Origin of the sequence: Aquimarina sp. Aq107, from assembly GCF_943733665.1 — a bacterium.
In the GTDB taxonomy this organism is placed as follows: Bacteria; Bacteroidota; Bacteroidia; order Flavobacteriales; family Flavobacteriaceae; genus Aquimarina.
Window position 1 is genome coordinate 2,016,370 of the sequence record NZ_OX030782.1, and the last position, 11,844, is coordinate 2,028,213.

Here is an 11,844-nt window from a genome sequence, read left to right on the forward strand (position 1 = left end):
CAGATTGATTTCATAAATTTTGCATTAAAGAATAAATAATGAGAGTACTTCATGCCAGTTTAGAATGTTATCCTTTGGCAAAAGTTGGTGGCCTTGGAGATGTTGTCGGTTCATTGCCAAAATATTTAACCGAACTAGGTTGTATTACAGAGGTTATTATGCCTTTTTTTGATAACTCAAGAATTAATGAACTTTCTTGTGAAGATATTTATACCGATTCATTGGTGCTAGGATCTAATTCCTTTGATTTTACTATAAAAAAAGTAATGTCCTCGGAGTTTGGGTTTCAAATATATTTAGTAGATATAAATGAACTACTATATAGATCAAATGTGTATAGCTATGAGGATGATACAGAACGATTTGTAGCATTTCAAATAGCGGTTTTAAATTGGCTTTTATCTATAGATATAAAACCTGATATTATACATTGCCATGATCACCATACAGGTCTTATACCTTTTTTAGTATCCCAAGTGGGTATTTATCAAAGTTTAATTGATATTCCTACCGTACTCACAATTCATAATGCGCAATATCAAGGTCAGTTTTCTTATGATAAATTAGATTATATACCACAATTTGATTTACATAATATTGGATTACTAGATTGGGATCAATGTATAAATCCTTTGGCGACTGCGATAAAGTGTGCTTGGAAAGTAACTACAGTTTCACCAAGTTACATGGAAGAGTTACAAGGTCAAGCTAATGGTTTAGAAGGGCTTTTATCACATGAAAAAGATAAATGTCTTGGAATACTGAATGGAATTGATCATCAGATATGGAATCCTGAAACGGATCCAATGGTCATTAGTAATTACGGAAATAAAAATATTGTTTCTGGAAGAAAGGAAAATAAAAGTTGGTTATGTAAAGAGTTCGGGTTTGATATAGATAAACCATTATTTGCATTTATAGGTCGACTTGTATATGAAAAAGGAGCAGACCTTCTTCCGGATATTGTTTCTGAGACATTGCAGCATTTGGATATTAATATACTCATATTAGGATCGGGTGATCCAGCTATAGAGTCAAGATTAAGAGAATTAAAAGGACGTTTTCCTAGTACATATAACACATATATAGGATATGATGAAAAACTATCACATATCATATATGCGGGTGCCGATTTTTTATTAATGCCTTCTAGAGTGGAACCTTGTGGGCTTAACCAGCTATATTCTTTAAGGTATGGTCTCGTACCTATAGTAAGAAAAATAGGCGGATTAAAAGACACTGTTATAGATATTGGTGATGGTGGTTTTGGGATCTGTCATGATCAGGTAAACGTTCAGGATGTATATAATTCAATTAAAAGGGGAATTGAATTTTATAACGACCAAAAAAGATATAGGAAAACACAAAAAGAAATTTTAAAAATTGATCATTCTTGGAATAATTCAGCTAATAAATACATTGAATTATATAAATCTTTAAAACAATCGCACAATGATTAACAAAAAAGTCCTTGCAATTATCCTTGGAGGTGGACAAGGAACCAGATTATCTCCTTTAACCGAAAGTAGATCAAAACCAGCAGTATCTATCGCTGGAAAATACAGATTGGTAGACATTCCTATTACCAATTGTATACATTCGGATATTAAAAGAATGTTTGTGCTTACGCAGTTCAATTCAGCTTCTCTAAATAGTCACATTAAAAACACCTATGTTTTTAGTTCTTTTAGTCAAGCTTTTGTAGATGTTCTTGCCGCAGAACAAACGCCTGGTAATAAAACATGGTTTCAAGGTACTGCAGATGCTGTAAGACAATCGATGCATCATTTTCTTAATCATGATTTTGAGTACGCACTTATTTTATCCGGTGATCAATTGTATCAAATGGATTTTAATGATATGATTGAAGCTCATATAGAGAAAGGAGCTGATATCTCTATAGCTACATTGCCTGTTAACCCAAAAGACGCCACCGATTTTGGGATTTTAAAAACTGATGAAAATAGTTTTATCAGTTCATTTACTGAAAAGCCAAATTCCGATAAACTTCCAGGTTGGGAATCTGAAGTAAGTGAAGAAATGAAAAGTGAGAATCGTCACTATTTGGCATCAATGGGGATTTATATATTTAATAGACAGTTGCTAGTTGATTTGCTTTCTGATCCTTCAAGAATAGATTTTGGAAAAGAAATCATTCCTCAGTCGATTGAAGATCATAAAGTCTTAGCATATCAATATGAAGGTTATTGGACAGATATAGGAACTATTCCTTCTTTTTTCGATGCTAATATTGAGTTAGCAAACGATATTCCGAAGTTTGATTTATTTGATAATGATAGAAATATACTTACTAGACCGAGAATACTTCCTCCATCAAAAATATCAGGAACACTACTTAGTAAATCCATGATTGCAGAAGGTTGTCTAATACAAGCTAAAGAAGTTGAACAATCTGTTATTGGTATTAGATCCAGAATAGGAAAAGATACTATTATAAAGAACACCTATATGATAGGAAGTGATAGGTATCAAGACTTAGAAGAACTACAAACTGATGACAAGGAGAATAGGCCTTATATAGGTGTTGGAGAAAGATGTAATATTAATAATGTTATAATTGATAAGGATTGCAGAATTGGCAATGATGTTGTTATTAATGGAGGACCACATCTTAAGGATACTGATAATGAAAAATATGTGATAAAAGATGGTATTGTAGTGTTTAGAAAAGGTGCTATAATACCAAACAATTTTAAGATTTAAGTATCGATAATTTCCAAATTAAATAATTATAAATAGAAAAATCTATTTAGTTAAAATGATATTGATAGTATCGTGACCATTCTTATATGAATAAAGTAATAGTACATAGTTTATTTTCTGAATTTGATATTAATCTTTTTAAAGCTGGTAAGCATTATCGATTATATGAAAAATTTGGCTCACATATTATTACGGTAGATGGAGTTCGAGGAACATATTTCGCAGTTTGGGCACCATCAGCTAAATCTGTTTCTGTTATAGGAGATTTTAATTTTTGGGTAGAAAAAGAGCATCAATTGCATGTACGCTGGGATGAATCTGGTATATGGGAAGGTTTTATACCCGATATAGGAAAAGGTAATATTTATAAATATAAAATTCATTCTCATAATAATGGTATTGTAACTGAAAAAGCAGATCCATATGCCCGTAGGTGTGAACATCCCCCAAAAACAGCATCGGTAGTTTGGGAAGATTCATACGATTGGAAGGATAATGAATGGATGATTAAAAGGAAAAAGAATAACGCAATCAATGCTCCTTTTTCAGTTTATGAAGTTCATTTAGGCTCTTGGAAAAGAAAAATAGAAGAAGATCGATCTTTATCTTATACCGAACTGGCGGATGAATTGGTTTCCTATGTAAAGGAAATGAATTTTACTCACGTGGAGCTAATGCCTATTATGGAATATCCTTATGATCCATCTTGGGGATATCAATTAACTGGCTATTTTGCGCCAACATCTCGTTTTGGTTATCCAGAAGAGTTTAAATTGCTTGTAGATAAACTTCATCAGAATGATATTGGGATTCTATTGGATTGGGTGCCATCGCATTTTCCAGAAGATAGTCATGGTTTAGGTTTTTTTGATGGATCTTGTTTATATGAGCATCCCGATAAAAGAAAAGGGTATCACCCTGATTGGAAGAGTTTAATATTTAACTATGAAAGAAATGAAGTCAAAAGTTTTCTGATTAGTAATGCAATTTTTTGGTTGGATCAATTCCATGCAGATGGATTAAGAGTAGACGCAGTTGCTTCCATGTTATTTTTAGATTATTCTAGAGAAGATGGAGAATGGGAAGCAAACCAATATGGAGGCAGAGAAAACCTTGCAGCGATTGAATTCATGAAAGAGCTAAATAAAGAGATTTATATTAGTTATCCAGATGTACAAACAATTGCAGAAGAATCGACTTCTTTTCCTATGGTTTCTAAACCAACATTTCTCGGAGGGCTTGGTTTTGGTATGAAATGGATGATGGGTTGGATGCACGATACGTTACAGTACTTTTCAAAAGAGCCTATCTATAGAAAACATCATCAAAATGATTTAACTTTTAGTATGACCTATGCATTCACAGAAAACTTTATGTTACCATTGTCACACGATGAAGTGGTATATGGAAAAAGAAGTATTATAGGCAGAATGCCTGGTGATGAGTGGCAACAGTTTGCTAATTTACGATTGTTGTATAGTTATATGTTTACACATCCAGGTAGTAACTTGCTTTTTATGGGTGCCGAGTTCGGTCAACGAGAAGAATGGAACTTCCAGAGTAGCTTGGACTGGCATTTACTACAATACGATTATCATTCTGGAATTAAAAAGTTGATTACGGATCTTAATTCTTTATACAGAAATTACCCAGCTTTGTATGAAAAACAATTTGAGTCAGATGGTTTCGAATGGATAAGCTATGATGATCATGAAAATTCTGTAGTTGCCTATATTAGAAAAGGAAACAAGGATGAGGATACGTTAATTGTGGCTTGTAATTTTACACCAGTACCACGCTCTAATTATCGTATAGGATTATCAGCAAAAGGAACATTAACCCCAATATTTAATAGTGATGAAAAAATATATGGAGGAACTGGGGATTTTAGATCTAAAAAGATATTGATAGAAGATGCAAAATGGCATTATAGAGAATATTCGGCGGAGATTGATATTCCTCCATTAGGAACACTTGTTTTTAAAATTAAGAGTTAATTTATATAACCTAAATTATTTCATGTTTACAATACTATAGGGCACTTTATTAGTTGTAGTTTAAACAATTGTTAATTGATTAAAGTTTCAAACGTTTTCGTTGAATGTTTTTAATAAATACTAATTAAAAGAGTTCATTTATTGCAATAGATATCGTTTTTTTACATAACACAATAGTATAAGAAAAGAAACCAACCAACTATGATTACTAATACTGAGTTAGAGATAAAAGGGAACTTATTTCCCGGAAAAATCATTTCCTTTTCACAAAATGTAGATAAGATTAATTTCACTACAGAGAATGGTGTAATTCTTCAAGTAACTATTATAAGGGGAAGTGTTGTGCGCTTTAGATATGCAACAGATAATAACTTCGAGAAAGATTTTTCTTATGCAATTAGTGAAAAAGGTGTAAGAGGATATAGTGAGTTAGAGGTTAAAGAGTTAGAAGATAAATATGAGATTATCACCAAAAAAATTATAATTTCTATTGCTAAGGCTAACATCAGTGTTTCTATAAGCGATAAAGAAGGAAATATTATTTGTAAAGATGATTGGGGATTTCACTGGGAACAAAGTTATGAGTATGGAGGAAACATCGTGAAGATGAGTAAATCCGCTCCGCAAGGTGAGTGTTATTATGGTTTGGGAGATAAACCAATGCATTTAAATTTAAAAGGTAAGCGTATAGAAAATTGGGCTACAGATCAGTATGCATTTGGAAAAGATCAAGATCCATTGTACAAGAGTGTTCCGTTTTATATTGGAATGTATGAAGAGAGAGCATATGGAATTTTCTTTGATAATTCTTTTAAAACCTTTTTTGATTTTTGTAATGAAAGAAGAAATGTAACTAGTTTTTGGGCTCATGGAGGAGAGATGAATTATTATTTCTTTTATGGACCTGATATGCAAGAGGTAGTTACTAGATATACAGATCTTACAGGTAAACCCGAGTTACCGCCTTTATGGGCATTGGGATATCATCAATGTAAATGGAGTTATTATCCAGAAAGTAAGGTAAAGGAAATTACTACGAAATTTAGGAACTTACGAATTCCTTGTGATGCTATATATTTAGATATAGATTATATGGAAGGGTTTAGATGTTTTACTTGGAATAAGGAGTATTTTCCAGACCCAAAACGAATGGTAGAAGAATTAGCAGAAGATGGATATAAAACTATAGTTATCATTGATCCAGGGATTAAAATCGACGATAAATATTGGGTATATCAGGAAGCAATGGAAAAAGATTATTTCTGTAAGCGAGCTGATGGACCTTATATGAGAGGAAAAGTATGGCCAGGAGAATGTTTCTTTCCAGATTTTACTAATCCTGAGGTTAGAGAATGGTGGGCAGGATTGTTTAAAGAATTAATAGATGAAATAGGGGTTAAGGGTGTGTGGAATGATATGAATGAACCTGCCGTAATGGAAGTTCCAGGAAAAACATTCCCAGACGATGTACGTCATAATTATGATGGTAATCCTTGTAGTCATAGAAAAGCACATAATATTTATGGTACGCAAATGGCCCGCGCAACCTATGAAGGTATAAAAAGATTTGCCTATCCCAAAAGACCATTTGTAATTACGAGATCGGCATACTCAGGAGCACAGCGATATACTTCTTCTTGGACTGGTGACAATGTAGCCACTTGGGAACATTTATGGATAGCAAATATTCAGGCGCAACGTATGAGTATGAGTGGTATGTCTTTTACCGGAAGTGATATTGGGGGATTTGCAGAACATCCTACAGGAGAACTTTATGCTCGATGGATACAATTAGGTGTTTTTCATCCTTTTTGTAGAACACATTCATCAGGAGACCACGGTAATCAAGAACCTTGGACATTTGGTGAAGAAGTAATTGATGTAACACGAAAATATGTAGAATTACGTTACCAATTACTACCATATTTATACACCATGTTTTGGGAATATGCAGAAGAAGGAATACCAATGTTAAAATCATTAGTCCTATATGATCAATTGGATCCACAAACACATTATAGAACCGATGAGTTTGTTTTTGGAAATCAAATTTTAGTATGCCCTGTTCAAGAACCTAATGCCAAAGGAAGAAGATTATATATACCACGAGGTAATTGGTATAATTACTGGACTCGCGAATATGTAAAGGGAGGAATGGAACAATGGGTAGATGCAGATTTAGATACAATTCCGTTATTTGTAAAAGAGGGTGCTGTTGTCCCTAAATACCCTGTTCAGCAATATGTTGGTGAGAAAAAAATTGAACAATTAAAGTTAGAGGTGTATTATAAATTGGGCAATAAAGAAGTTTCTAAAGTATATGAGGACGCTCAAGACGGCTATGATTATGCTAAAGGACGATTTAGTTTACGAAGTTTTGCTTTTACTGGAAAAGAAAATGAAATTATTATACAACAGCATAAAAATGGAACATTTATTACCGAGTATGAAACAATGAAAATAGAGTTTATAGGACTACCTTTTGTTATAGGTAAAATTGAAATTGATAATGTTGTAGTATCCTTACGTGATCTTAAATATGATGCAAAAAATAATACCGTAGTTGTTCCAAAAAACTTTGCAGAGCTTCATATTGTAGCTAAATAATACAGTTTATCGATTATAAAAGCTTTACATAGAATATAGTGAATAAATAGATCGTTTTTTATTAAAAAGGATGTCTTGAATTTTGTAATTTTATATTACGTAAATTATATCTATCCGTAAATATTATGAAAAACAAAAAAATAGTCGTTGCGTTGGGATCTGTGTTTCTTTTTCTTTCTTGTGCTACGAACCCTTTTACTGGTAAGCAAACTCTGGCATTAGTACCTAATTCTCAGATTTTACCAGCGGCTTTTGCTCAATATGATCAGGTATTGAAAGAAAGTAAAGTACTAAAGGGTACATCAGAAGCAGAAATGGTTAAACGTGTTGGTCAAAAGATAGCTACAGCGGCAGAAAGATGGCTAAATGCAAATGGTCATCAAGGTTATTTGAGTGATTATAAATGGGAGTATAACCTAATAGATGATAAAGCAGTAAATGCTTGGGCTATGCCTGGTGGAAAAATAGCATTTTATACTGGTATTTTGCCAATTGCCCAAACAGAAACAGGAATAGCTGCTATTATGGGACATGAGGTAGTACATGCGATCGCAAATCATGGACAACAACGTATGAGCGCTGGACAATTACAACAAGTAGCCGGTGTGGCGACAGCAGTAGCTGTTAGCGGACAAAAGGAGGAAACACAACAAATAGTTGGAACGGCATTTGGCTTAGGTAGTCAATTTGGAGTTATGTTACCATTTAGTAGAAGTCACGAAACAGAAGCTGATAAAATTGGATTGACATTAATGGCGATTGCAGGATATGACCCTTCAGAAGCGGCTGAGTTATGGAAAAGAATGAAAGCTAACAGTGGAGGACAAGCGCCACCAGAGTTTATGAGTACACATCCGTCAAATGATACACGTATAGCGAATCTTACTGCTTGGGCACCAGCTGCAAAAGCTGAGGCAAGAAAATTTGGAGTTACTAGTTTTAAATAATTGTAAATTCTCAATTCTTAAAAAGATTATACTTATTTTAGAAGCTGTTCTGGAAAAACCCAGAACAGCTTTTTTAATATTCATACATGGGAAATACACTACCTAAAGGACATAAGAAATTATTAAATGCTTGGGCTTTTTATGATTGGGCAAATTCTGTATATAGTTTAACAATTGTTTCTGCTGTATTTCCAATCTTTTATGGATCTCTGTTTGAAAAAGATGAGATGATAGAAGTTTTTGGAGGCGGTATTAGAAGTACTCCTTTGATAACCATTGCCACTGCTATAGGTTTCGGTATTGTTGCAATTACTTCGCCTATTTTGTCTGGTGTAGCCGATTATATTGGTAATAAGAAAATTTTTATGAAATTCTTTAACTATATAGGTGCTTTGGCTTGTGTTGGATTATTTTGGTTTAGTAAAGAGACGATTTATTTTAGTTTATTTTGTTATATAATCGCTTTAGTTGGTTTTTGGGGTAGTATAGTTTTTTATAATTCCTATTTACCAGATATAGCATTTCCTGAACAGCACGATAAAATTAGTGCTAAAGGGTATTCTTTAGGTTATATAGGTAGTGTAATACTTTTACTTCTTAATCTTGCAATGGTTATGTTTCCTGATGTTTTTGGTTTGGGAGAAGGAGGAGGAGGTTCTGTAAAAGGAATGAGATATTCTTTTATTTTAGTAGGTATTTGGTGGATTGCATTTAGTCAATATTCATATTATTATTTACCTAAAGGTTATAGTTCAGGACATAAGGTCACGAAAGATGTTTTTCTTAAAGGGTTTAAGGAATTAAAAAATGTCTGGAGCATTATGTCACAAACAAAAAGATTGAAAAATTATTTAAAAGCATTTTTTGTTTATAGCATGGCTGTTCAAACTGTTATGCTAGTAGCTACATATTTTGGAGAAAAAGAAATTAATTGGGGAGGAGATGATGAAAAAACGATAGGTCTAATCGTTAGCATTCTTATTATACAGCTTGTCGCGGTTGGAGGAGCAATAATAACTTCACGATGTTCAAATAAATATGGTAATATTCCTACTTTAATAGTAATAAATTTTATTTGGGTGTTTTTATGTGTTTATGCCTTTTTTATGAAAGAACCAATTCATTTTTATGCTGCAGCAGGTTTTGTAGGTTTGGTTATGGGGGGTATACAAGCTTTATCTCGATCAACGTACTCAAAGTTTTTACCTGCAACTGAAGATACTACATCCTTTTTTAGTTTTTATGATGTATCAGAGAAGGTGGGTATTGTAATAGGAATGGGTATCTATGCAATTGTGGATTTATGGACTGGTAGTATGCGAAGTGCTACATTATTCTTGGTTGTATTTTTTGCATTAGGTATTTTTCTACTATTTAGGGTTCCAAAGGAAGAAGAGTAAGTGTTTTTTCTTTTTACATTAATTGACCTTTTATAGTGTTAAAATCTGTTAACAATACATAGTTAATATATGATAATATTCTTTGTTTCGTTTTATCTGTTATGTAGATTAGATTTGAACTTTTAAAAACCAAAACCATATGACTCCCCAAAGTAAACTTCATCACTTTTATCTAAAATCTGTGCATTTGATCTAAATTATTAAATGCTCTGATGATATTTTTAATTCAAAGTAAGTTTATATAATGATATTTGAATTTATAAACTTATAACCTAAATTTTACAGTTAAACATAAATTAATACTCATGAAAAAACTGATATTAGTACTTACAGTTATTTTGCTGGCTTCTTGTTCTGCAAGCCAGAAAACAATTATAGCAGCAAAAAAAACCTTGAAAGGGGAATGGTCCTTAGATAAAATATCTTACGATCGTTCCGGTGTTTTCGAGGTGACATTATATAATGATGCATCTGCAGAATGTCTAACTGGTGGTATATGGAAATTTATTCCAAATAATAATACCGGTAAATATACCGTAAATGAAAATCAGTGTACTTCTACTGGTGCTCGTAATTTTAGATTTACTATTCCTGAACCAACAGAAAATGGAGATTACAGTTTTCTTTTTAAACCAATAGATGAGAAGAAGAAAAGTACAAATAATAACAAAGGGTACCGCATGACACTTAAGCATTTAGATGATACTACAATGACATGGACTCAAACAGTTAGCTTAGAAGGTAAGCCTTTTGTAATTACCATGAATTTTAATAAACTACAATAAATCAAATCTTTAGATAATGATACGATCAAATTTTAATAAAATAGCAATAGCATTAACTGCATTAATTATTTTGAACAGTTGTGATGCTGTACAAAATGCAAATAATACACAAAAAGGTGCTGTTATAGGTACGACTACTGGAGCAGTTCTAGGAGGAGTAATAGGTAATAACGTAGGAAACAAAGAAAACTCTGTATTAGGAGCTATTATTGGAGGTGTTGTTGGAGGTGTTGCCGGTGGAGTCATTGGTAAGCAAATGGATAAACAAGCTCAAAAAATAGAAGAAGAAATTCCTGGAGCAGAAGTAACTAGAGTTGGAGAAGGAATTGATATAATTTTTGATGAAAATAGCGGTGTGTATTTCGATACTAATAAGTATAATATTAATGCAAAATCCAAGGAGAACTTGAATAAGCTTATTAATATTTTTAAGGAATATCCTGACACCAATATTATTGTAGATGGTCATACAGATAGTTCTGGTGATGATGCTTATAATATGGAATTATCAAAGAAACGAGCAAATGCAGTTACTAGTTATTTGGTATCTCAAGGTATTAGCACTAGTAGATTAACTACTTATTATCATGGGGAAACATTACCTAAGTATGATAATTCGACCGCAGAAGGAAGGGCGAAAAACAGAAGAGTAGAATTTGGTGTTTTAGCTAATGATAAAATGATAGAAGACGCTAAAAAAATAGACTAAAAAAAGTATAAAAACCCATCGAATCCCCAAAGGAACATAGTTTTCTTTTGGGGTTTTTTTATGCTTTTTTTTTACCCTGAAAACAGTGATCTCATTTTCACTATTTAGGATGTAGTATCAAGGCAATAAGAAGGAGATATTTGTTGTGTAAAACATGATAACCTTTTTAAAACCTAGACCTTGAGAACAATTTTTCTTTTTTTGACATGTATACTTTTATATAGTTGTGGAGCTTCGGATGCTTTTACAAGGTCAGCTAAAATTTCAATGCATGGAGTTTGGATATTAAAAGAAGCCAGTTTTGATACCAATAGTAGTGCTACATATAATGTTTCTGTATTAAATGATGTTCCTTTAAAATGTATCGAAGACACAAATTGGGAGTTCATATCCAATAATAATACCGGAAGCTACGCCCTATCAGGGACTTCTTGCCCAGAAACAGGTATTTACAATTTCATATGGTCCATTCCAAAAGAAATGAATGGATTAAAGCATAGTATCTTATTAAAACCGGTCAATAATAAAATGAAAAGTGAAATAAATAATAAAGGATATCGTATGCAATTCCATGAATTGAAGGATGATAGAATGACTTGGAGTTATGATCTAATCATTGACGGAGAAAAGTTTACAATTAAACTAAATTTTGAGAAACAATAATTAAAAGAATTA

9 protein-coding genes are annotated in these 11,844 nt (G+C 32.5%); all 9 read left to right on the forward strand.

Translation table 11 applies throughout. From position 1 onward, the window contains the following. The first annotated feature begins 38 nt into the window (after window positions 1-38). The 9 genes from NMK29_RS08480 to NMK29_RS08520 all read left to right on the forward strand — a co-directional run bounded on the left by NMK29_RS08480 (window position 39) and on the right by NMK29_RS08520 (window position 11,832). Entirely contained in the window at window positions 39-1,460 is a 1,422-nt protein-coding gene (locus NMK29_RS08480) for a glycogen synthase (protein ID WP_108804301.1), read from the forward strand. Beyond that, complete coding sequence (locus NMK29_RS08485; RefSeq protein WP_108804300.1) at window positions 1,453-2,724, forward strand: glucose-1-phosphate adenylyltransferase; 1,272 nt, start codon at window positions 1,453-1,455, stop codon at window positions 2,722-2,724. The genes NMK29_RS08480 and NMK29_RS08485 overlap by 8 nt, the downstream gene beginning before the upstream one ends. 86 nt (window positions 2,725-2,810) lie before the next feature. Next, the gene (glgB, locus tag NMK29_RS08490; RefSeq protein WP_108804299.1) at window positions 2,811-4,721 is read left to right on the forward strand and encodes a 1,4-alpha-glucan branching protein GlgB; all 1,911 of its coding nucleotides are present in this window, start codon (window positions 2,811-2,813) and stop codon (window positions 4,719-4,721) included. Window positions 4,722-4,922: 201 nt separating this feature from the next. After that, window positions 4,923-7,328 carry a glycoside hydrolase family 31 protein gene (locus NMK29_RS08495; protein WP_108804298.1) on the forward strand — a complete coding sequence of 802 codons (2,406 nt, stop codon included), beginning with the start codon at window positions 4,923-4,925 and terminating at the stop codon, window positions 7,326-7,328. A 125-nt stretch (window positions 7,329-7,453) separates the two neighbouring features. Next, on the forward strand, window positions 7,454-8,275 hold the full coding sequence (locus NMK29_RS08500; protein ID WP_108804297.1) for a M48 family metallopeptidase: 822 nt from the start codon (window positions 7,454-7,456) through the stop codon (window positions 8,273-8,275). Window positions 8,276-8,361: 86 nt separating this feature from the next. Then, on the forward strand, window positions 8,362-9,675 hold the full coding sequence (locus NMK29_RS08505; protein WP_108804296.1) for an MFS transporter: 1,314 nt from the start codon (window positions 8,362-8,364) through the stop codon (window positions 9,673-9,675). 305 nt (window positions 9,676-9,980) lie between these two features. Further along, on the forward strand, window positions 9,981-10,460 hold the full coding sequence (locus NMK29_RS08510) for a lipocalin family protein (RefSeq protein WP_108804295.1): 480 nt from the start codon (window positions 9,981-9,983) through the stop codon (window positions 10,458-10,460). A gap of 19 nt (window positions 10,461-10,479) precedes the next feature. Continuing rightward, window positions 10,480-11,169: an OmpA family protein gene (locus NMK29_RS08515; RefSeq protein ID WP_369863162.1), complete on the forward strand. Its 690-nt coding sequence runs from the start codon at window positions 10,480-10,482 to the stop codon at window positions 11,167-11,169. Window positions 11,170-11,370: 201 nt separating this feature from the next. Then, a complete protein-coding gene (locus NMK29_RS08520; protein WP_254097190.1) occupies window positions 11,371-11,832 on the forward strand; it encodes a lipocalin in 462 nt (153 codons plus the stop codon). Window positions 11,833-11,844 lie beyond the last annotated feature (12 nt).

What these genes read in the sequence shown, in the direction of transcription:
- NMK29_RS08480 (WP_108804301.1), top strand. Translation starts at nt 39, where the DNA reads ATGAGAGTACTTCATGCCAGTTTAGAATGTTATCCTTTGGCAAAAGTT.
- NMK29_RS08485 (WP_108804300.1), top strand. Translation starts at nt 1,453, where the DNA reads ATGATTAACAAAAAAGTCCTTGCAATTATCCTTGGAGGTGGACAAGGA.
- glgB (WP_108804299.1), top strand. Translation starts at nt 2,811, where the DNA reads ATGAATAAAGTAATAGTACATAGTTTATTTTCTGAATTTGATATTAAT.
- NMK29_RS08495 (WP_108804298.1), top strand. Translation starts at nt 4,923, where the DNA reads ATGATTACTAATACTGAGTTAGAGATAAAAGGGAACTTATTTCCCGGA.
- NMK29_RS08500 (WP_108804297.1), top strand. Translation starts at nt 7,454, where the DNA reads ATGAAAAACAAAAAAATAGTCGTTGCGTTGGGATCTGTGTTTCTTTTT.
- NMK29_RS08505 (WP_108804296.1), top strand. Translation starts at nt 8,362, where the DNA reads ATGGGAAATACACTACCTAAAGGACATAAGAAATTATTAAATGCTTGG.
- NMK29_RS08510 (WP_108804295.1), top strand. Translation starts at nt 9,981, where the DNA reads ATGAAAAAACTGATATTAGTACTTACAGTTATTTTGCTGGCTTCTTGT.